The organism is Streptomyces sp. NPDC002838, from assembly GCF_040295365.1.
In the GTDB taxonomy this organism is placed as follows: domain Bacteria; phylum Actinomycetota; class Actinomycetes; order Streptomycetales; family Streptomycetaceae; genus Streptomyces.
In genome coordinates this window covers 131327-152535 of record NZ_JBEOVF010000024.1, presented here as the reverse complement: position 1 = coordinate 152535, position 21209 = coordinate 131327, and the positions used below count along the sequence as shown (strand labels likewise).

Below are 21209 nucleotides of genomic sequence, written 5' to 3'. Positions count from 1 at the left end.
CGGCACCAGCCGACGAGGCCCCCGGTGTAGCCGCCGTCGGCCCAGACCAGGGTGATGTCACGGTGCAGGCGGCGCAGCCGCCTCAGCAGGCCCGTTGCGGCGTCCCGGTCGCCGATGTTCGCGGCGGTGACGCAGACGACCAGGAGCAGGCCGAGGCAGTCGGTCACGATGTGCCGCTTGCGCCCGGGCACCTTCTTCCCGCCGTCGTAGCCGCGTGAGGAGGCCGGCACCGTCGCGGCGGCCCGCACCGACTGCGCGTCGATGATCCCCGCCGTGGGCTCGGCCTCACGGCCCTCGCGCTCACGCACCCGTCCGCGCAGCCGGTCGTGGAACTCGGCGATCAGCCCGTGCTCGCGCCGGCGGCGGAAGAAGGCGTAAACCCGGCCCCAGGCGGGGAAGTCCGCGGGCATCGCCCGCCAGGAGATCCCGCCCGCGACCAGATAGCGGATCGCGTCCAGCAGCTGGCGGTGGCAATAGCCCTCGGGCTGCCCGCCTCTGCCCTGGAGCCAGGCCGGCACCGGCAGCAACGGCCGGACCTCCGCCCACTCCGCGTCCGTCATGTCCGACGGATACCGGCGCACCCGATCGGGATGATCGGCCGCGTTGCCGTACACGTGCGCGAGACAATCGCACGACACAGCGGACGAGTTGAAGCGGGCGGGCTCGGGCGCGTACAACAACGACAACAGGGCCTCCGGGAACCGCTCGGAATGGGATCGCACCCCCGAGCTACCAGGAGGCCCTGCCTTCATGCGCGTACCCCTGGAAGATCACCCGACCAGGAACTCCGTTCGATCCACACGTTCCAAGATCGGTTGAGATACGGCTTCTACGCCCTGGAAGCCGACTCCGCGGGCGCGCGGAAGGCGTCGTGGCTGTACTGCTGGGACAAGGCCGGCAACCTCACCTCCCAGGACGGCACCAAGAACGCCTGCCCTGGCGGCACCACCTACACCTACAACGACGCGAGCGAAGTGACCGGCAAGAACGGCACCACTACCGGCTGGTCCTACGACAAGCTCGGCAACGAAACCGCCGGCGCGAGCGCCACCGCCCGAACCAACGAGACGTGGACGGACTACAGCCAGCTCTCCGGGATCACCACCGGCGGCAAGCGCTACGACCTGGTCCACGCGGGCACGGACAACTCCGAGCGCACAAAGCTGGGTTCGACGTGGTTCCACCACACCGCGCTCGGCCTGGCGTCCACGACGACCGACGGCGTCGACACCGGATTCATCCGCGAACCGGCGGGCACGTTGAACTCCATGACGACTGGGGGGAAGTCCTACTACTACCTCACCGACGCCACCGGCAACGTCCTCGGCCTGGCGACGACGCGGGCAAGCGCACCCACACCTACGCCTACGGCCCCACCGGCCTGCCGCGCGGCACCACCACCGAGGCCGTCCCCCAGCCGCACCGCTACACCGGCGCCTATCTGGACCCGTCGGGCCTGTACAAGATGGGGCACCGTTACTACGACCCCACCCTCGGCCGCTTCACCCAGCCCGACCCCTCCGGCCAGGGGAAGAACCCGTACCTTTATGCGGGCGGCGATCCCATCAACAATATCGATCCGTCCGGACTCGGACTCATAGACGCTCTGGGTCTGGTCGGAGATGGCATTACAGGTATCGCTCACCTGGTACAAGGAGATACTCGAGCGCTGTGGGGCGACGTTGCTGGAGTAGTAGTGGGTGGACTTGCTGGGGCTGCGTGCGGAACGGCAGTCGCTGCGTCAGCCCCAGCGACGGTGGGAGGCTCGTTGGGAGCCACCGCTGGATGCTACGCGATTTCATGGAGTGCCGGACAGATTGCCTCCAACGCTGTTAGCGGAGGCTAGAGAGATCGGGATCCTGCGGCGGGGCGTGCCAGCGCCCCGCCGCAGGGCCGAGGAAGAAGGGGATCGTAAATGCCAAAGGTTGGATGGTCGCTGGAACAGCGCGCAGCAGTGAAGAGGTGGATGCTATTTTCCGCCCTTTTCGCGGCAGCTGGAGTAGTTCTGTCAGTATTCCTCATCGTGACAGGAAATTCCGGCGGCTGGGTCGTTCTCGTTATGACGCTATGCATATTCGGGGCCGTCTACTTGTTCGTCAGAAATGCCAAAAATAGGCAGCCCCGGTGACCGCTCGTTTTGGTTGGACGTCGGTATTGTCAGTGCCCAGCTTGTGGTGGAGGCGCTGACGGCGGAAATCGTTAGATCAACAACACCCTGGGCATGCCCAAAGCGGACCAACGTGGTGGGAACGGGCGGCTAGTGCTCTGACCGCATAGGTTCGCCGGGGTGGCGGTTGGATGTGCGGTGACGTCCGATCCAACCGCTGGAGGCGCGGTGGCCGAGCCTGTCCGTGTGCGCAGACTGACTGACCAGGAAGGGCAGCGGCTGCAGCAGATCGTGCGCCGGGGCAGCACCAACTCGGTGCGCTACCGGCGCGCGATGATGTTGTTGGCCTCGGCCGGCGGGAACCGGGTGCCGGTGATCGCCCAGCTGGTGCAGGCCGACGAGGACACCGTGCGCGATGTGATCCACCGGTTCAATGAGATCGGCCTGGCCTGCCTGGACCCTCGGTGGGCGGGAGGCCGTCCCCGCCTGCTCAGTCGTGAAGACGAGGATTTCGTCGCCCAGACGGCCACCACCCGCCCCACCAAGCTCGGCCAGCCTTTCACCCGCTGGTCGCTGCGCAAACTCGTCGCCTACCTGCGGAAAGTCCACGGCCGGGCGATCCGTATCGGCCGCGAGGCGTTACGCGGCCTGCTCGCCCGCCGCGGTGTCACCTTCCAGCTCACCAAGACATGGAAGGAATCCCCCGACCCTGACCGCGAGGCGAAGCTGGACCGGATCGAGGAGGTCCTTGACCGCTTCCCGGACCGGGTGTTCGCCTTCGACGAGTTCGGACCGCTCGGAATCCGGCCCACCGCAGGCTCGGGCTGGGCCGAACGCAAGCACCCCGACCGGGTGCCGGCCGCCTACCACCGCACCCACGGAGTCCGGTATTTCCACGGCTGCTACTCGGTCGGCGACGACCGCCTGTGGGGCGTCAACCGCCGCAAGAAGGGCACCGGAAACACGTTGGCCGCGCTGAAGTCGATCCGCGCCGCACTCCGACGGCGCACCGATCTACGTGATCATGGACAACCTGTCCGCCCACAAGGGCGCCGACATCCGGCGCTGGGCGAGGAAGAACAAGGTCGAGTTGTGCTTCACCCCGACCTACGCCTCGTGGGCGAACCCCATCGAGGCGCACTTCGGACCGCTGAGGCAGTTCACCATCGCCCACTCCCACCACCCCAACCACACCGTGCAGACCCGGGCCCTGCACGCCTACCTGCGCTGGCGCAACGCCAACGCCCGTCACCGCGACGTCCTGGCCGCCGAACGCAAGGAACGTGCCCGCATCCGAAGCGAGAAAGGCATCCGCTACCCGAGAGCACAGATCGGCAGGCGGGCTCCATGCGAGACCGAGCCCTTGTGCCAGGTCGTGCGTGTGCACCAGGGTCTCCACGATCCCCATCGCGGCAAAGCCCTCGGGGTCCGAGACGCCGAAGACGTGATGAGCGCGGGTCTGCGGAGGCGTCGTGCGCACCATGGCGACCAGCAGCGCGCCGCTCGCTTCCAGGACCTGCAGCAGGCCGACGGGCCCCGCCTTGCGGTTCGCGTGAATGGCGTTCGCTGGGCCGCCGGGACGTCGGCTCTCCCATACGAAGGGAACCTCGCCATCCAAGGGCGGTGTTTTGGGGCCCAGTTGCGCAGCGTAGGCGAAGAGGTCGTCGCTGAGGTGCTCAACGGTTTCCCAGCAGTCCCGTTCCAGCGAACCGGCCTTGCCTTCCCACGCGACTGGGGGCGCCTCGCGAAGGACTGCCACGGCGAGTTGCACGGCAAGGTCGAGGTCGTCCGCGGTGACGGGGGGCCCAACGGGACGGGCGGCATCGTGATCACGATGCCGCCCGTCCCGTGTTGTTAATCGTTGCGGCGCCCGGGCAGCCCCGAGCGGTGGTCCGCAGGCGGAAGACAGCCCAGGCACAAGCGGCCCGCGCCTCTACACCCGCTTCGATCCCGAGCCCCGCAGCAGCGAGCCCTCCGCCCTGTCATGGGGAGAGCCGGTACTGTCCATCTGCCTCCAGGCCGGAAAGATCACCGGGCACAGCGTGGCGAGCAGATACACACCGCCAACCGTCAGCAGCGTGGAGGGCAGGCCGGCCGAATCCACGAGGAAGCCCGTGGCCAGTCCGAAGCGAAGTGGTCAGCGTCTGGCGCGCATGGCGAGGCGCACCGCGATGCGGTGTTCACAAGCAGCGCCTCCAACACTTCGCCGGGATGACCACCCGGCACCTCCACGCATTGTCACCTCGGACACCGGTCCTCCGCAACGACGATCCGTTCGCAACGGGCGGCTCGAACAGGCAAACTGGTGATCGCGCCCCGTCGCGGGTCACTATCAACAGCTCATGCTCAAAACGGTGCTGCGCGGCTTGGCCGCCGCCTCCCTCATTGTCCTGCCCCTCACCGTCCCAGCGCCCGCCTACGCGGCCGAGACGCTTCCCCTGAGCGAAGCCGTCGCTGGCCTGCCTCTTGGGACGGAGTCCCGGGACGGCTACGACCGGGACGCCTTCCGCCACTGGAACGCCGGCGCCAACCCGTCCGACGGCTGTAACACGCGCGCGGAAGTCCTGATCTCCGAGGCCGTTTAACCTCCAACTGTCGGCCCCAACTGCCGTCTGACGGGTGGGAGCTGGTGGTCGTACTACGACCAGGTGTGGGTGACGTCAGCCTCCGGTCTGGACATCGACCACATGGTGCCCCTGGCCGAGAGCTGGGACAGCGGTGCGTCGGCGTGGACGGCGCAGCGCCGCGAGGCGTACGCCAACGACCAGGGCGCGGCCGTCAGCCTGGTCGCGGTCACCGCCCGCTCGAATCGGTCCAAGGCAGACCAGGATCCTGCCCAGTGGCTGCCGCCTGCCGGCGACGTGCACTGCCGGTACGCCGCCGAGTGGGTCGCAACGAAGCTCCGCTGGAGCCTTACGACCGATGAAGCCGAGGCGGCAGCCCTGCGCGACGTGGCGGCCGGCTGTCCGGACCAGACCGTGACGTACGAGCCGGTCGCGTAACCGACCTGCTCAACCGGCCGTTTCCGGGCGGCGGAGCCGCTGGTCGGCGCCGGTCGCTGGTGCGGTGACACCAGACAGGGGGCAGTGGCCCGTGTGCGGCATGGCCTTCGAAGGAGCCGATGCCGGCGCATCTTCAGGAACACCTGACCACAGCGGTGGCGCAGTGGCGTGCCCGCCGGCTGATTGAGCGTAGGACGGAAGTTCGCGGGTAGCTGACGTGGGCTGGTCGGGAGCGGCGCAATGCCTGGGGAGGTCGAGCGCCGCTCCCCAAGCGCCCGTCATGACGCTTGCATAGCCAAGAGGCAGTATTCCGGGGGTGCGCTATTCGGTGACCCACCGCCCGGAGATGGGTGTCGGTGCACCGGCCTGCTGAGTGCAGGAGTGGCCAGAAAGTGGCGCGCGGTGACGGCACCACAGCCGCCGTGGATGCGGTGATCTGGTCAACCGGCTTCCGCCCTGCCCTGTCCCACCTTGCCCCGCTGGGCCTGCGCGAAGGACGCGGCCACATCGCCACCCACGGCACCCGCGCTGTGGCTCTGTGCACGAGATCGGGTTCTGGCTCAGGTTCTGTGATCTGGCCACAGTGAGTAACGGTGGGGGCGGTGACAGGTGTTGGCGAAGTCGCCCGAAAAGAATTCTCGGTCCGCGTGCGTGGGCTGACAGTTCGGAGCCGTGGATGACCTTGCAATTCGGTTGAAGGATCTGCTGTTCCCGTCGGTGGCGGACGTGGTGGTGCTGTCGATAGCGGTGAACATCGCGATAGTGCGCGTTGACGTCCAGGGCTCGGCGGTAGGCGCGTCGTGTCCGTTGTGCGGGACATGGTCGGACCACGTTCATGGGTCCTACTGCGGTTTCCTACGGACGTGCCGAGCGGTGGCAGGAGTGTGGTTCTCCGGTTGAGAGTGCGGCGGTTCACCTGCCCGAATGCCTCCTGTGGTCGGCGGACGTTCGTCGAGCAGATACCGGGGCTGACACGTCGCCACGGCCAGCGGACGGAGCGGCTTCGCTCGACGCTGTCCGACATCGGTCTGGCCTTGGCCGGCCGGGCCGGTGCCCGCATGGCCAGGGCGGTCGGAGTCGACGTCAGCCGGAGTACGGTCCTGCGCCTGGTCGACGCACTGCCGGAACCGGAGTCGCCCGCCCCGCGGGTGGTCGGTGTCGACGAGTACGCGACTCGCAAAGGACGGCACTACGGGACCGTCCTGGTGGACGTCGAGACTCGCCAACCGGTCGACCTGCTGCCCGACCGGGAATCGACCAGCCTCGCAGCCTGGCTCGCGAAGCGGCCAGGGATCGAGGTGATCTGCCGGGACCGGGCGCCCTTCTTCGCCGAGGGTGCCACCGTCGGCGCACCCCAGGCAGTCCAGGTCGCCGACCGATGGCACCTGTGGCACAACCTCAGCGAGGCCGCAGAGCGAAGCGTCTCCCAGCACCGCCGCTGCCTGCAGGTACTCGTTCCCACTGCCCCGCAGCCCGACACGGAACCGGCTCCGGCAGCCGAGCCCGCGACCTCGCCGTGGGCGACCAGCAGCCGCTACGCGGATCGCACCAGAGCCCGGCACGCCACGATCCATGCCCTGATCGAGGCCGGGCACAGCCGGCGCTCGATCCAACGCCAGCTCGGCATGACCTACCGCACCGTCCAGCGTTTTGCCGACGCCGCACGGCCGGAAGACCTCTTCACCGGTCAGTGGCAGAACCGGTCCTCGGTCCTGGACGAGTACAAGCCCTACCTCGATGACCGCTGGAGTGAGGGCTGCACCAACGCTTGGAAGCTATGGGAGGAGATCGTCCCCCTTGGCTACCAGGGAAGCTACGGACGCGTCCGGGCCTACCTGCACCTCAAACGGACATCGCCCCGTCCGGTGGCGGCCCGGCCCCCCTCACCCCGCTCAGTCGCCGGATGGATCCTCCGCCGCCCCGAGACCCTCACCGAACCCGAGCAACTCCAGCTCAAGAACATCTCAGCCAACTGCCCCGAGATCGGCGCCCTCACCCGCCACGTCCGGTCGTTCGCGACCATGCTGACCGGGCGCCAAGGCGAACAGCTGCCGGACTGGCTCGACGCCGTCCGACAGGACGACCTCCCCAGCCTCCACACCCTCGCCACAGGACTCGAACGCGACCGGGACGCCGTCATCGCCGGCCTGACCCTGCCCTGGAACTCAGGCGTCGTCGAAGGACACGTCAACAGGATCAAAATGCTCAAGCGCCAGATGTTCGGTCGCGCGGGCTTCGCCCTTCTGCGGAAACGGGTTCTCATGTCCTGATCACCGAACACGCAGGAGGAACTCGATGGCAGCACCGTCTGGAAATGTGCGAGTCTCCTTCTCCCAGATGGCCGATCGAGAAGACTGTGATGACCCGCGACGACGCTCTCAAGCAGCTCAGCCACATCGCGCGCGAGAGGGCATTCGGTAGGCACGTCGGGTCGGACCGGCTCATCCAGGCTGGGTTGAACGCGCTCATCGCCGGAGTCGAGAGTCCCGCGCCATCCCCGCAACTACCTGGCCTTTCTCGGACTGGCCGCCGCCCTCTGCTGCTACAAACGGCTCCTCAGACTGACCATGTAGGACACGGTCTCAGTACCCCTCGACTTCCGCGCCGGTACGGCCGGCCTGTGACCATGATCGACCTCTCGAGGGCGGGACGAAAATAATCGGACAATCACCGTCCGCCAATGGGTAGCTATCCCGTCAGGCGCATGTCAATCGCTCGTCAAGTGCGTGTCGGTAGGGCGTCACCTTAGAGGAGTGAGCGTCCTCTTTCCGGCCGCCATCGGCGCTCCACTGCCGTCCAGGTGCGACGCACCCTTGGGTAAACGGGGAAGCGGCGCCTGTCGCGGGCTTGATCGCTTCCGGCTGTCGGAGACTGAGGGCTGCCACTGTTGCTCATGGCGGACACGGCCGACTCCTGAGGAAGCGGTCCTGGACGACTATGCCGACGGACGATGCCTGATCCTTCAGGACGAAGCTTCTACCGGTGGGCGCACCATGTCACCGGGGTAACTGCAATTCCCTGACATTTCGTCGGGTTCAGGGACGTAAGTAAATCCGAGCTTAAGCCACACTCCGTACAGGTCCCGGTCCCACGCAGACAAGATGATCTCTTGATCGGGCACCCGAGCGAACAACTCATCCACCAAGGCTCGTGCCACTCCCGTTTGACGATGCTCGGGAGAAACGTGGAGCTCATAAAGCCTGACGTAGCCGGGCTCGCCGCCTGCCGCGCGCTGCAGACTGGAGTGAAGCCATCCCATACGCACGCCTTGGTCGGGATCCTCTGCGATCAGGGCGTGCAGCGCCTCCGCCAGGGAGGCGGCCCCCTCCTGCTTCTCGACGGTGACCGTCCAGCCCTCGGTGTTGTTGCTCATCCATTCGACGTCGGCTGGATGAGCGTCACGGACCCTGATCTTCATGCTTCATAGCCTACGACTGCGCCTCTAGTGGGCATCATGGCCGTGTGAGCCTGACCAAGTGGCCGACCTCTCGGGCAATAGCGATCGAGACGCATGTGACTGTCTCGCGCGGGTTCCCGATGCGGCGTTCGTAGTAGTTACGGGACTACGGATCGGCGCCCGCATGGACGTCACCCGCGACAGTGATGCAGCCGTGGCCCGACCACAGGCCGGGATGGCCAGTTCAGCTGCCGGTGGCCAGCCAGTCGATCCGGCCGTAACCGCTCCCGCACTCACGCGACCCGGTCGCGCTGGGAGGGAAAGGCACCCCGGTACTGACGGATGAGCGGGTGCGATCGCAAATCAGGCACACGGACTCCTTCGAGGCACCGACCGCATCGTGCGCGCCAGCGCGTTCGACCTCACGTCGAAGCCGCACCGGAGCGCTCCGGTGCGGCTTCGACGTCTCACGGATCCGGGCAGAGACCCCGCCAGGACGGACCTCGGTGGGGCCTCGCCATATCACCCGCGTATCACACAGCCATCACCAACTGGGCAGACGCTCTCGAACCAAGAGGCTCCGACCTGCAATTTCATGCCCGCAGTGGACTGGCATAGACGCCCCTGGACGGCCCCTACAACCTGTGCCACGTGGTACCGAGCGAGGGGCCGAGGATGAGGACCGGGGCGTCTTCCGGGCCGTCGAAGCGGTACTGGAGGGCAGGGGTCTTCGTCTCACTCACCGCTCCACGCTAACCGCCGTTTCTTACCTTGCCACCTCTGGGCCCCCAGTCCTCACACCTGGCTCCCGCACATCAGCGGGAAACTCTCACACCGCCTTCACTCGGGGCGGGCATCAGGGCCGGAGATCTGAGGTGGAGTTGCGGGGCGGAGATCCGGAGTGGAGATGCGGGGCGGAAATCGGCGCGGTCGGGGATCACAGGTCGTCCGGGGTGCCGAGGCCGGTCAGGGCGCCGACCGGGTCCAGGTCGGGGGTGCCGCGGGGCCACCAGTCGTCGTGGCCCGGCTCGGACTCGTAGGCGTACCACAGGCCGTCGCGGCCCAGGCGGAGCTGGACGTGGCCCTGCGGGTGGGTGAGGCGGTTGCGCCAGGGGCGGAAGGCGGGCAGGTCGGCGGCGAGGAGGAGGGGGCGGGCGCGGTCGAAGCGGCCGGCCGGCGGGTCCCAGGGCTCTTCGAGGACGGCGAGGCCCTCCGGACCGCCCTGGCGCCAGGCGGCGACCGCGCGCGCCAGCTCGGCCGGGGTGCGGCCGGCGGCGGAGGCGAGGGAGGAGTAGAGGGCGCGGCTGCCCGCAGTTAGTCCGGAACCGGGTCGGGCCGCTGCGAGCCGCACCGCGTCCTGCCACAGGGTCAGCTCGCCGACCGGGTCGCGGCCGGTGCCGAGCAGGGCGTGGGCGCGGGCGGCCGCGTCGGTCGCCAGCTGGTCCAGCGCGAAGGGGTCCGGGCCGCCCGGGGCCGCCGGGTACACCGGGGGCTGCTCGGGGTGCGGGGGCATGGGCAGGGGTGCCGGGAGGGGCGGGAGTTGGCGGGTTGCGAGGGCGTCTGTGGCCCGGACGCCGGGCAACTGCGTCGGCCCCTTTTCCTGGGCGGCGCGGGCCGCGCGGGTGGCACTCAGGCGGGACAGGGCGTCGAGCAGGTCGCGTTCGCCGCGGCCGCGCAGCAGGAGCAGGACGAAGGGGTCGGCGTCGAGCAGGCGTGCGGTCTGGTAGCAGAGGGCGGCGGCGTGCTTGCAGGGGTGGCCGCGGTCGGGGCAGCTGCAGTGCGGTTCTAGCTCGCCGGGGCCGGGGAGCAGACGGACTCCGCACTCGGCGAGGGAGTGGGGCATCTCCTTGTCGAGGAGCGCGGCGATGTGCCCGGGACGATCGGCGGCGCTGTCCAGGAACCGCGCCCAGTCGGCGTCGTCGAGTGTGCGCAGCCGGACCTGCACGCGGTAGGGCCTGGGGCGGCTCCCCTGGACGTAGGCGAGGACGAGTCCCGGCGTCACCGTGATGGCGTCCACGTTCCCCTGCTCGGCGTAACTCCGCCCGCGCGCCAGCCGCTTGGCGTCCAACGCGCCCTCCTCCAACGCCGCCACCCACGCGTTCCCCCACCATGTCGCCGCGAACCCCGCGGCTCCCGTCCGGGGAGGGAAGGCGGGGAACGTGCGGCGCAGCTCGCTGTCCCGGCCGGGGGCTGCCATGGAGTGGGGGACGCGGGGGGTTGCGGGTGGGCCGGGGGTGGGGGTGCCGGTGGGAGGAGGTGGCGAGTGCGGGGGCGAGTGGTGGGGCTGGGCCGGGGTGGGACTCGCCGGGCCGGGTTGGCGCGTCCGGGCGGAGACGGGCTCCGGCTCCGCCGCATCGCCCCGGCCCGGCCGGGCCGGTGTGGACTGAGTCGTGCCCTGGTGGGCCGATCGAGCCGATGCCGGCCCCGCCGTGGCGGTCGGCTCGGTGTCGGGTGGGCTGTCTGCCGCGGCTTCGCCGGATGCGGGAATGTCGTCAGTCGAAGTCGGCGTGCCCGGACCGTCGTTGTCGTTCCGGCCCTGTGCCGGGTGCTCCCCGGCAGGATCGATCTCTGACCCGGCCCACCCCTCCCCCGGCAAACCCGCCACGACAGGCATACGGAAGGCACCGCCGATTGAAGGCGGGACGTCAGCCGAACTCGGGCCGTCCGGACCGTCGTTGCCGTCCCCGCCCCCTGCCGGGTACTCCACAGCAGGATCGATCTCTGACCCGGCCCACCCCTCCCCCGGCAAACCCGCCACGACAGGCATACGGAAGGCGTCGGCGAGGAACTGCCGTACGTCACGCGCCCTGGCGTCGGCGGCGTGGCCTCGCGCACGGCCGCTGTCCCCGGAAAGGGGCCGAGCTTGGCGGCGCGGCCGACGCGGGCGCTCTGCTTCCTCTCCCTCGGCGTCCGCCCGATCCCGGTGGCCTTCGCCGCGAGCGGCGCGCAGCGCTTCGCGCGCGACATCCGCGGGCCGCCCGCCCCGCCGGTCGGCTTCGCCGCCCCGTGCCGTCGCACCAGAGCCCGCTGCCTGGCCCACTTGGCCTGCGTTGTCCCTGGGCGTGTCGGCCGATACCTCCCGTACGCCGCCGGAGGCGGCCGCCGACGCGTCCGGACCCGCGTCGCCCGAACCGCCCGGCTCGACGTCGGAATGGCCCGCCTCGCGCGACCGGCCCGACCTGACGTCAGAACAACCCGCCTCACCGAAGCCCGGCGATCCGCCGCCGGGACGACCCACCTCATCCAACCCGTCCGGCCCGCCGCCGGGACGACCCACCTCACCCGACCCGTCCGGCTCGCCGCCGGGAGGACCCGCCTCACCCGACCCAACACCCGGACGACCCGCCTCGCCCCACCCAACGCCATGAGCCGGGCGCTCCCCAACAACCTCGCCGGCGTCCGTGTCAGGCCCCGTGCCGTCGTCGATGCCCGCGTCCGTCCCCCTTCCACGCTCCCGCGCCTCCCGCAGTGCCGCGCGTGCCACGTCGGCCGGTCGTGCCTCGTGTCCCGTGGGCTCCTGGGGTACTGCCCGGTCCGTGCCAGGGGCGTCGGGCGCCCCCGGCCCCCGGCCTCCGCGCTCTCGCGCCTCCCGCAGCGCCCGGCGGGCCTCGTCGGCGGGGCGGGGGGTCACGATGTCCTCCGGAGGGAGACCAGGTCGGCGAGTTCGCGGTCCGTCAGTTCTGTGAGGGCCGACTCGCCGGAGCCGAGGATCGCGTCGGCGAGGGCCCGCTTGGACTCCAGCATCTCGGCGATGCGGTCCTCGACCGTGCCCTCGGTGATCAGGCGGTGGACCTGGACCGGCTGGGTCTGGCCGATGCGGTAGGCGCGGTCGGTGGCCTGTTCCTCGACGGCCGGGTTCCACCAGCGGTCGAAGTGGACGACGTGGCCCGCGCGGGTGAGGTTCAGGCCCGTGCCGGCCGCCTTCAGCGACAGGACGAGGACCGGTGTGGCTCCGCTCTGGAAGCGGTCCACCATGCGTTCACGCTCCGGCACCGGCGTACCGCCGTGCAGGAGGTCCACCGGGACCGCGCGGGCGGCCAGGTGGGAGGTGATCAGGCGGGCCATCCCCACGTACTGCGTGAAGACGAGTGCCGAGCCGTCCTCGGCCAGCAGGGTGTCCAACAGTTCGTCGAGCAGGGCCAGTTTGCCGGAGCGGGCGGCGAGTCGGTCGCCGGCCGTCGGCGGGACGTCCTCCTTCAGGTACAGCGCGGGGTGGTCGCAGATCTGCTTCAGCGCGCCCAGCAGCTTCAGCACCAAGCCCCTGCGGGCCATGCCCTCCGCCGTCTCGATCGTCAGCATCGACTCGCGCACCACCGCCTCGTAGAGCGCGGCCTGTTCGCGGGTGAGCGGGACCGGGTGGTCCGTCTCGGTCTTGGGCGGCAGTTCGGGGACGATGCCGGGATCGGACTTCTTGCGGCGCAGGAGGAAGGGGCGGACCAGGCGGGCGAGCCGGGTCACCGCCTCCTCGTCCTCGCCGTTCTCCACCGCGCGCGCGTGGCGGGCGCGGAAGGACTTCAGGGGGCCCAGGAGTCCGGGTGTCGTCCAGTCGAGGAGCGCCCAGAGTTCGGAGAGGTTGTTCTCGACCGGTGTGCCGGTGAGGGCCACGCGCGCGGGGGACGGGATGGTGCGCAGGGCCTTCGCCGTCGCCGAGTACGGGTTCTTGACGTGCTGTGCCTCGTCGGCGACGACCATGCCCCACGGCTGCTGGGCGAGCGTGGGCGCCGCCGACCGCATGGTGCCGTACGTCGTGAGGACGAAGCCGCCGTCGAGGTCGTCCAGTGTGCGGTCCGGGCCGTGGAAGCGGCGGACGCAGACGCCGGGCGCGAACCGGGTGATCTCGCGCTGCCAGTTGCCGAGCAGGGAGGCCGGGCAGACGACGAGGGTCGGCTCGCTGCGAGCCCGGCGCAGGTGCAGCGCGATGACGGTGATCGTCTTGCCGAGCCCCATGTCGTCGGCCAGGCAGCCGCCGAGACCGAGGGTGGTCATGAGGTCCAGCCAGGCCAGGCCCCGGAGTTGGTAGTCACGCAGGGTGGCGCGCAGGCCGGCTGGTGGCTCGGCGGGCCGCACTCCGGCCGTCAGACGGTCGCGCAAGGTGGCCAGGGCGCCGACGGGGACCGCCTCGACCGTCTCGCCGTCGACCTCCGCGCTGCCGGTGAGAGCGACGGACAGCGCGTCGACCGGGTCGAGCAGGCCCAGTTCGCGCTTGCGGGCCTTGCGGACGAGGGCCGGGTCGACCAGCACCCACTGGTCCCGCAGGCGCACGACCGGGCGGTGGGCCTCGGCGAGCGCGTCCATCTCGGCCTCGCTGAGCGGATCGCCGCCGAGCGCCAGCTGCCAGCGGAACTGGAGCAGTTCCTCGCTCTCGAAGAAACCCGTGCCGTCGGTCGCCGAGCCCGGTGCGGGCCGGACCACCGCGGCCGCGGTCAGGTCCTGTGCCAGGTCACGGGGCCAGTGCACGGCGACTCCGGCAGCGGCGAGCCGCGTCGCCGCGACGCCGAGCAGGTCGCCCAACTCCTCGTCGGACAGGGCCAGTACGTCGGGCACGTCCTGCTCGGAGAGCCGGTCGAGGGGCGGCCAGACGCGGGCCGCACGGCGCACGGCGAGGGCCGCGTCCACACGCGCGCGGGGACCGAACGCCGCGTCCGCGTCACCCGCCCACAGGGCCGCCGCGTCGGCCACGAGGGTGGGGTCGGCGAGGCTGTGCACCTGGACGACGGCCGCGCCCGCGCGGTGCACGCCGTCTTCACCGTCGGCGTCGAAGAGGTCGTGCGCCGCCAGGTCCAGGCGGAGCGAGATCCGCACGCCCGCGTCCATGCCGGCGGCGACCTCCGCGGCCCAGTCGTGTGCGGCGGGCAGCCGCTGGGGCTCACGCGCGGCGAAGGGCTTGCCGGAGGCGTACGGAGCGGCCGGGGTGCGGGGCAGGGTGTCCGCGACCGCGTCCAGGAAGGAGCGCATCAGCGCTTCCGGTTCGGGCAGTCGGAGCGGGCCCGGGCCGGGCAGCGGGACCGCGTGTCCCTCGTACGGCAGGGCGGCCGCGACCGCGCGCAGGTGGGCGATGTCGTCCGGGTCCAGGGGCCCGGCCCGCCAGGCGTCGTGACCGGTGGCCGTCAGACCCGGCAGCAGCCGGCCGCGGGCGGTGAGCCGCAGGGCGTGCAGCGCGGCCGCTCCCCAGCAGGCGGTGGCCGGGTGGGCGGCCGGGTCGCGCCGGGCGCGGACGAGCAGCGGCAGGGCCTGGTCCACGGGGAGCGACAGTGCGGGGGTGGTCCTGCGGCGTACTCCGGCACCATGGTGTCGTACGACAGTGAGCTCGGTGGGAGCGGCGGGCAGCGGTCCGCCTTCCGGGTCCCAGAAGGCCATCCGCCCCTCGCGCGGGACGGGCCCGGGCACGAACACGGCCGCGAGTCGGACGGGGACGGACTCCGCCGCTCCCCCGGTGGGCACCGCTTCCCCGGTGGCGGGCGCTCGTCCGGTCTCGCCCTCCCGCTCGGCCACCGCGGTCCTGTCGCTCATACGTCCTGTCACCTCCCGCCCGTGTGTCGTGTCAGTCGTCTTCGACTCTACGGGCGGGGTCTGACAATCGGCCCCGGCGACCGGCTGGGGCCCGGCGTCTAGGGAACCGTGCGCGAGACGACGTACACCATGGGGTTGGCCGGGTCGGCCAGGTTCACGACGATGTCCTGGGTGGGGGCCGGGTTCTTCTGCCTGTGGGCCAGGCCCGCCCACGGGCCGGGGCCGGTGAACTTCCAGCCGGTGACGCTCCGGTCGCGGGCTCCGATCGTGAGGTCGCCCTGCTCGAGGTCGTCGCGGTTGACGCCCACGCCCGTGAGGAAGGCGTCAAGGCCGGCGTCGGTCGTCCGGAACTGGACGTACAGGCGGCTGGTCTTCCAGTTGTTGGTCTCGTAGTACGCGACCTGGTCGGCCGGGTGCGGGACCGGCACCTGGTAGAGGCGGCGCTGGACCTTGGACGGCCAGGCGGCGGTCAGGCCGGTCGCCGAGTACTTCTTCTGCTTGTCCTTGCCGCTGTCGCGGCTCTGGTTGGCGGAGATCACCAGGTAGCCGGCCGGCACGCCGATGAGCAGCACGATGATGAGCAGGGTGAGCGCCCTGCGGCGGATCATGTGACGCCGGTCCTCGGGTGGCGGCTCGTCCGGGAGCGCGACCTCGCCCGGCAACGAGGCCGTCATGCGGAGTCCTGAGTCGTGCGACGGGCCTCCGCATACCGCGCATAGCGCTCGTAGCGCTCCACCCGGCGTCGGTTGGCGCGGCGGAAGCGGCGGGCGACGAGACGGGCGAGGTCCGCGGCACCGACCATGCCGGCCTCGGGGCCGAGCTGGGCGCGGGCGATACGGGCCTCGGGGCGGTAACCGCGGCCGGTCAGGTTGCGCCGGAAGGCGTCCCGCGCGGGGCCGATGAGCAGGTCGTCGGCGGCCGAGACGCCGCCGCCGATCACGAAGCAGGAGGGGTCGAGGGCGGCGGCCAGGTTGGCGATGCCGACGCCGAGCCACTGGCCGATGTCCTGGAGCAGCTCGATGCACATCGCGTCGCCCTCGCGGGCCAGCTCGGTGATCATCGGGCCGGTGATGTCGCCGATGTTGCCCTTGACGTGCTCGATGATTCCGTAGGCCACCGGGGAGTCGGCCGCGGCGAGCTCGCGCGCCTCCCGGACCAGTGCGTTGCCCGAGCTGTACTGCTCCCAGCAGCCGCGGTTGCCGCACGGGCAGCGGTGGCCGCCGGGGACGACCTGCATGTGGCCGAACTCGCCCGCTACGCCGTACTTGCCGCGCTTGACCTGGCCGTCCTCCAGGATCGCGCCGCCGATGCCGGTGCCCAGCGTGATCATGACGAGGTGGTCCTCGCCGCGTCCGGCGCCGAAGCGCCACTCGGCCCAGGCGGCGGAGTTGGCGTCGTTGTCGACCAGGACGGGGACGGCGAGCCGCCCGGAGATGCGGTCCCGGAGGGGCTCGTTGCGCCAGGACAGGTGGGGCGCGAACAGCACGCGGTTGCGGTCGGCGTCGACCCAGCCGGCCGCGCCGATGCCGACGGCGTGCACGTCGTGCCGGTCGGACAGGTCCAGGACCAGTTCGACGATGGTGTCCTCGACGACCTTGGGGCTCTTGGACTTGTCCGGGGTCTCCGTACGGAGCTTCTCCAGGATGTTGCCGTCGGCGTCGACGACGCCCGCCATCACCTTCGTGCCGCCGATGTCGATGCCGACCGTCGGCACGCGGGGTGCGGTCAGATGCGAGCGGCGCTCCCTTGTGCCCACCGTGCGGAGCGCTGGCGCGCGGCGGGAGCCGATGGGGGCGCTGAAGTTGCCGTAGGTGCTCATCAAGGCCCGATTCTGCCTCACGCTCACGCTGGGTGCCGAACAGGGGAGCAAAGAGGCGGTTACTGCAATTTGCCGGATGCGCGTGTGTTTGGGGCTGGTCGCGCCCACGCGGCGGAGCCGCCCATCGATACAGCCCCGCGCCCCTTGGGTCCACTGCGGCGCGGGTGGGTCGCAATGTCCTGACAATGGGATGAATGCGACCTCGCCACAGAAGGCCTCAAGGCCGTACGAGCAGCTGGAACTCGAAGGAGTAGCGGGACGGGCGGTAGGTATGGGTGCCGTACTCGACCGCGCGGCCGGTGTCGTCGAAGGTCGTGCGCTGCATGGTGAGCAGCGGGGCACCCTCCTCCTCGGCGAGCCGCTCGGCCTCTACGGCGGTGGCCGCACGGGCGCCGATGGACTGGCGGGCGCTGTGCAGCGTGATCCCCGCGGCGCGCATCATGCGGTACAGGCCGGTGGACTCCAGCTGCTCGGTGTCCAGGTCGAGCAGTCCGGGCGGCAGATAGTTGCACAGGTACGCCATCGGCTCGCCGTGGGCGAGACGCAGCCGCTCCACGCGGTGTACGTCGCTGTCCTCGGAGACGCCGAGCGCGGCCGCGATCTCGGCGGGCGCCGGGACGAGCGTGTTGACGAGGACCTTGGTGGCGGGGCGCTGGCCGGCCGCCTCCAGGTCGTCGTAGAGGCTGCTGAGTTCCAGCGGGCGCTTGACCTGGCTGTGCACGACCTGCGTGCCGACGCCGCGGCGGCGCACGAGCAGGCCCTTGTCGACGAGCGACTGGATGGCCTGGCGGACGGTGGGCCGGGACAGGCCGAGCCGGGCGGCGAGTTCGATCTCGTTGCCCAGCAGGCTGCCGGGGGTGAGCGCGCCGTGCTCGATCGCCGCTTCGAGCTGCTGGGACAGCTGGAAGTACAACGGCACCGGGCTACCCCGGTCCACACTGAGCTCGAGCGTCACGGTCGGGTCCACTTCTGGTTTCGGCACGGGCTGAGCGTAGCTCCGTGACGGGTTGACGGGAAGTTGTGTAGTTCGGTTGTCCGGACATATACATTGACAGCGTGCCTGGTCCGGCCGCAGTTTGGTCCCATGCGCATCGGAGTCATCGGTACGGGCCGCATCGGCACCATCCATGCGAACACCCTCAGTCGGCACCGTGAGGTCGGCTCCCTGATCCTCACGGACGCGGACCCCGCGCGGGCCCAGGAACTCGCACACCGGCTGGGGGAGACGGCGGCGCCGGGGGTGGACGAGATCTACACGTGGGGCGTCGACGCCGTGGTGATCACGACGGCGACGTCGGCGCACGCCGAACTGATCGGTCGGGCAGCACGCTCGGGGCTTCCGGTGTTCTGCGAGAAGCCGATCGCCCTCGACCTGCCGGGCACGCTGCACGCGCTCGCCGAGGTCGACGCGGCCGGCACCGTCCTGCAAATGGGGTTCCAGCGCCGCTTCGACGCGGGCTACACGGGCGCGCGCGAGGCGGTGCGGTCGGGGCGGCTCGGGCGGCTGCACACCGTGCGGGCGCTGACCTCGGACCAGGCTCCGCCGTCGGCCGCCCGCCTGGCGCTGTCCGGGGGCCTGTACCGGGACACCCTGATCCACGACTTCGACATCCTGCGCTGGGTGACCGGGCACGAGATCGTCGACGTGTACGCGGCCGGGTCCGACGCCGGGCCGGCGACGTTCCGCGAGGCGGGCGACGTCGACACGGGCGCGGCGCTGCTCACCCTCGACGACGGCACGCTCGCCACGGTCACGGCGACGCGGCTGAACGGGGCGGGCTACGACGTCCGTATGGAGCTGGCCGGGGAGCTGGACCAGATCGTCGTCGGCCTGGACGACCGTACGCCGATCGCGTCCACCGAGCCGACGGGGCCGCCGGCGGCGGACAAGCCGTGGACGGGCTTCCTGGAGCGGTTCGGGCCTGCCTACGAGACTGAGCTGGCCGCCTTTGTGGAGGTCGTGCGGGGTGAGCGGGCCAACCCGTGCGACGGGCGGGAGGCGCTGCAGGCGCTGCGGATCGCCGAGGCCTGTGAGGTGTCGCGGCGCGAGCGAAGACCAGTGCACCTCGCGGAGATTCCCGGTGGCAGCGGCGCTGCCGCCCTGTGAAGGGGCTCCGCCCCCTGGACCCCCGCCCCATGCGCACCCACCACCCGACTCGGTGGGGCAAAAGGTGCCCACTTCGCACCGCCTCGGTCGGCCGAGAGGTGGACGCCGAAAACCCACCGCCGGCCTACCAGCGCACCGGCAAGCTCCGCAGCCCCCGTATCAGCATGCCCGGGAGCCAGTCGCCGGGTGGGCCGTCGAGGGTGAGGGCGGGGGCGCGCTCCAGCAGGGAGCGGATCGCGGTGCGTGCTTCGAGGCGGGCCAGCGGGGCGCCGAGGCAGTAGTGGATGCCGTGGCCGAAGGCGACGTGGCCGCGGGTGTCGCGGCGGATGTCGAAGCGGTCCGGGGCGGGATAGCGGGCCGCGTCGCGGTCGGCCGCGGTGAGGCCGATCATCACCGGGTCACCCTTCTCGACGGGGGTGCCGGCGATCTCCAGGGGCTCGGCGGCGTACCGGAAGGTCGCGTTCTCCACCGGGCCCTCGTAGCGCAGCATCTCCTCCACCGCGCCGTCGACGAGGGCCATGTCCGCGCGCAGGGCGGCGAGTTGGTCGGGGTGGGTGAGCAGGGTGTGGACGCCGTTGGTGATGAGGTTGACGGTCGTCTCGTGACCGGCGATCAGCAGGACGAAGGCCATGCCGCGCAGTTCCCGCGCGGAGAGCCGGTCGCCGTCCTCGGCGGTCGTGCGGACCAGGTCGCCGAGCAGGTCGTCGCTCGGTCCGGCGCACCGCTTGTCCTCGATCAGCTCGGTGAGGTATTCGGCGAGCCGCACGACGGCGTCGTAATTGCTCTGGGAGCTGGTGGGTGCGACCACTTCCGTCGACAGCTTCCGGAACTCCGTGCGGTCCATCTCCGGTACGCCGAGCAGCTCACAGATCACGGTGATCGGCAGCTGGTAGGCGAACGACTCGACCAGGTCGGCGCGGCCGAGCGGCAGCATCGCGTCGAGCAGGTCGTCGGTGATCTCCTGGATCCTCGGTCGCAGCGCCTCCACCCTGCGCATGGTGAAGGCGCGGGAGACGAGCCCGCGCAGACGGGTGTGCTCGGGCGGGTCGGTGAGCAGCAGATAGCGGCCGATCAGCTCCTCGTCGAGGAACGTCACTCCGATCCTGCTGCCGTCCTTGGACAGCCGGGGATCGGCGAGCGCCGCACGCGCCTCCGCGTACCCGACGACGAGCCAGGTCCAGTAGCCGTCGTCGGAGCCGGGCGGCCGCACGCGGTGCACCGGGCCGAGGGCGCGCAGCTTCGCGTACACGGGATGCGGGTCCGTGCGGAACGCGTCGCCGAACTCCTCGAGATCGATCACCTCTGCCATGCCATTCCCCCTCGCCCGGCCCCTTCGCACCGACAACGGCTGGGAGCGCCGATCAGTGCCCGCCCAGGGCCTGTCCGGCGGATCAGGTCGCAGGAAGGCAACGGCGACTGATCAGGGCAGGTGAGCCCCGCGTCTGCGGCATGATCCGCCGGACAGACCCCAGCGGCCGCGTCACCAGCCTGTCCGGACAACACACCTAGCGCCCGTCCTCCTCCGCTTCCTCCAGAAGTCCCGCGTCGTACACCAACAGGGCGATCTGCACCCGGTTGTTGAGGTCGAGCTTGGCCAGGATGCGGGAGACGTGGGTCTTGACCGTGGCCACGCTCATGAACAGGGTGGCGGCGATCTCGGCGTTGGACGGGCCCCGGCCGACCGCGACGGCGACCTCGCGTTCGCGGTCGTTGAGCGTGGCGATGCGGGCACGCGCGCGCGTGCGGCGCGTGTCGGCGGCGGTGCCGGCCGCGTGTTCCATCAACTGGCGCGTGACCGCGGGCGACAGGACGGGGTCACCGGCCGCGACCCGGCGCACCGCGTCGAGGATTTCGGCGGGCGGGGTGTCCTTCAGGACGAATCCGGCGGCGCCCGCGCGCAGGGCGCGCAGCACCTGTTCGTCCGCGTGGAAGGTGGTCAGCACCACGACCTGTGGCGCATCGGCCCGGCCGCGCAGCCGCTCGGTGGCGGTCAGGCCGTCCACCGACGGCATCCGGATGTCCATCAGGACGACGTCGGGGCGGGTGCGGTCGACGAGCGCCTCGACCTGGTCGCCGTCGCCGGCCTCGCCGACGATCCGGATGTCGTCGGCGCCGCCCAGCATCAGGGCCAGGCCGGCCCGAACCAGCGGGTCGTCGTCGACGAGGAGCACTCTGATCGCGGTCATGGGCCCTACGTAATCACGGTAGTGCGGCCCGAGTTGGCGGACCGCGGCTGGTCACGGAGTGGCGGACGGTGTCGGGGCAGT

10 protein-coding genes and 7 pseudogenes are annotated in these 21209 nt (G+C 70.8%); 7 read left to right on the top strand and 10 right to left on the bottom strand.

The window, feature by feature from the left end:
• On the bottom strand, positions 1–722 hold a 722-nt coding region (locus ABT063_RS28430; RefSeq protein ID WP_351062031.1), incomplete at its 3' end, for an IS5 family transposase.
• Between the two features lie 149 nt (positions 723–871).
• Between ABT063_RS28430 and ABT063_RS28425 the strand changes: the two genes are divergently transcribed.
• A complete protein-coding gene (locus tag ABT063_RS28425) occupies positions 872–1846 on the top strand; it encodes an RHS repeat-associated core domain-containing protein (RefSeq protein WP_502990901.1) in 975 nt (324 codons plus the stop codon).
• Between the two features lie 489 nt (positions 1847–2335).
• Positions 2336–3425, top strand: a pseudogene (locus ABT063_RS28420) (IS630 family transposase); the annotation flags it as partial.
• Here the strand turns inward: ABT063_RS28420 and ABT063_RS28415 are convergent.
• Positions 3423–3878, bottom strand: a pseudogene (locus ABT063_RS28415) (maleylpyruvate isomerase N-terminal domain-containing protein); the annotation flags it as partial. The pseudogenes ABT063_RS28420 and ABT063_RS28415 overlap by 3 nt on opposite strands.
• A 571-nt stretch (positions 3879–4449) precedes the next feature.
• Here ABT063_RS28415 and ABT063_RS28410 point away from each other — a divergent pair.
• The 4 pseudogenes from ABT063_RS28410 to ABT063_RS52310 form a co-directional block, all read left to right on the top strand.
• Positions 4450–5109, top strand: a pseudogene (locus tag ABT063_RS28410) (HNH endonuclease family protein).
• A 404-nt stretch (positions 5110–5513) separates the two neighbouring features.
• Positions 5514–5642, top strand: a pseudogene (locus tag ABT063_RS52315) (pyridine nucleotide-disulfide oxidoreductase); the annotation flags it as partial.
• 139 nt (positions 5643–5781) lie between these two features.
• Positions 5782–7379 (top strand): annotated as a pseudogene (locus tag ABT063_RS28405) (ISL3 family transposase).
• Positions 7380–7571: 192 nt separating this feature from the next.
• Positions 7572–7682 (top strand): annotated as a pseudogene (locus tag ABT063_RS52310) (IS5/IS1182 family transposase); the annotation flags it as partial.
• Positions 7683–8071: 389 nt separating this feature from the next.
• On the opposite strand, the gene ABT063_RS28400 reads toward ABT063_RS52310, so the two are convergent.
• The 6 genes and pseudogenes from ABT063_RS28400 to ABT063_RS28375 form a co-directional block, all read right to left on the bottom strand.
• Positions 8072–8527: a GNAT family N-acetyltransferase gene (locus ABT063_RS28400; RefSeq protein WP_351062027.1), complete on the bottom strand. Its 456-nt coding sequence runs from the start codon at positions 8525–8527 to the stop codon at positions 8072–8074.
• A 916-nt stretch (positions 8528–9443) separates the two neighbouring features.
• Positions 9444–10763: pseudogene (locus ABT063_RS28395) on the bottom strand (SWIM zinc finger family protein); the annotation flags it as partial.
• Positions 10764–12133: 1370 nt separating this feature from the next.
• Complete coding sequence (locus ABT063_RS28390; RefSeq protein ID WP_351062025.1) at positions 12134–15016, bottom strand: SCO1167/SCO6262 family helicase; 2883 nt, start codon at positions 15014–15016, stop codon at positions 12134–12136.
• 98 nt (positions 15017–15114) lie between these two features.
• A complete protein-coding gene (locus ABT063_RS28385) occupies positions 15115–15690 on the bottom strand; it encodes a sugar kinase (protein ID WP_351062023.1) in 576 nt (191 codons plus the stop codon).
• On the bottom strand, positions 15687–16835 hold the full coding sequence (locus ABT063_RS28380; RefSeq protein WP_351062021.1) for an ROK family glucokinase: 1149 nt from the start codon (positions 16833–16835) through the stop codon (positions 15687–15689). Before ABT063_RS28380 ends, ABT063_RS28385 begins: the two co-directional genes overlap by 4 nt.
• Before the next feature lie 217 nt (positions 16836–17052).
• Positions 17053–17790, bottom strand: coding sequence for a GntR family transcriptional regulator (locus ABT063_RS28375; RefSeq protein WP_351062041.1), 738 nt, complete (start codon positions 17788–17790; stop codon positions 17053–17055).
• A 129-nt stretch (positions 17791–17919) separates the two neighbouring features.
• Between ABT063_RS28375 and ABT063_RS28370 the strand changes: the two genes are divergently transcribed.
• Complete coding sequence (locus tag ABT063_RS28370) at positions 17920–18942, top strand: Gfo/Idh/MocA family protein (RefSeq protein WP_351062019.1); 1023 nt, start codon at positions 17920–17922, stop codon at positions 18940–18942.
• Between the two features lie 124 nt (positions 18943–19066).
• Here the strand turns inward: ABT063_RS28370 and ABT063_RS28365 are convergent, their stop codons facing one another.
• The gene (locus ABT063_RS28365) at positions 19067–20251 is read right to left on the bottom strand and encodes a cytochrome P450 family protein (protein ID WP_351062017.1); all 1185 of its coding nucleotides are present in this window, start codon (positions 20249–20251) and stop codon (positions 19067–19069) included.
• 196 nt (positions 20252–20447) lie between these two features.
• Positions 20448–21128, bottom strand: a complete 681-nt coding sequence (locus tag ABT063_RS28360; RefSeq protein ID WP_351062015.1) for a response regulator transcription factor — start codon at positions 21126–21128, stop codon at positions 20448–20450.
• Between the last annotated feature and the right edge of the window lie 81 nt (positions 21129–21209).

What these genes read in the sequence shown, in the direction of transcription:
- ABT063_RS28400 (WP_351062027.1), bottom strand. Translation starts at nt 8,527, where the DNA reads ATGAAGATCAGGGTCCGTGACGCTCATCCAGCCGACGTCGAATGGATG.
- ABT063_RS28390 (WP_351062025.1), bottom strand. Translation starts at nt 15,016, where the DNA reads ATGAGCGACAGGACCGCGGTGGCCGAGCGGGAGGGCGAGACCGGACGA.
- ABT063_RS28385 (WP_351062023.1), bottom strand. Translation starts at nt 15,690, where the DNA reads ATGACGGCCTCGTTGCCGGGCGAGGTCGCGCTCCCGGACGAGCCGCCA.
- ABT063_RS28380 (WP_351062021.1), bottom strand. Translation starts at nt 16,835, where the DNA reads ATGAGCACCTACGGCAACTTCAGCGCCCCCATCGGCTCCCGCCGCGCG.
- ABT063_RS28370 (WP_351062019.1), top strand. Translation starts at nt 17,920, where the DNA reads ATGCGCATCGGAGTCATCGGTACGGGCCGCATCGGCACCATCCATGCG.
- ABT063_RS28365 (WP_351062017.1), bottom strand. Translation starts at nt 20,251, where the DNA reads ATGGCAGAGGTGATCGATCTCGAGGAGTTCGGCGACGCGTTCCGCACG.
- ABT063_RS28360 (WP_351062015.1), bottom strand. Translation starts at nt 21,128, where the DNA reads ATGACCGCGATCAGAGTGCTCCTCGTCGACGACGACCCGCTGGTTCGG.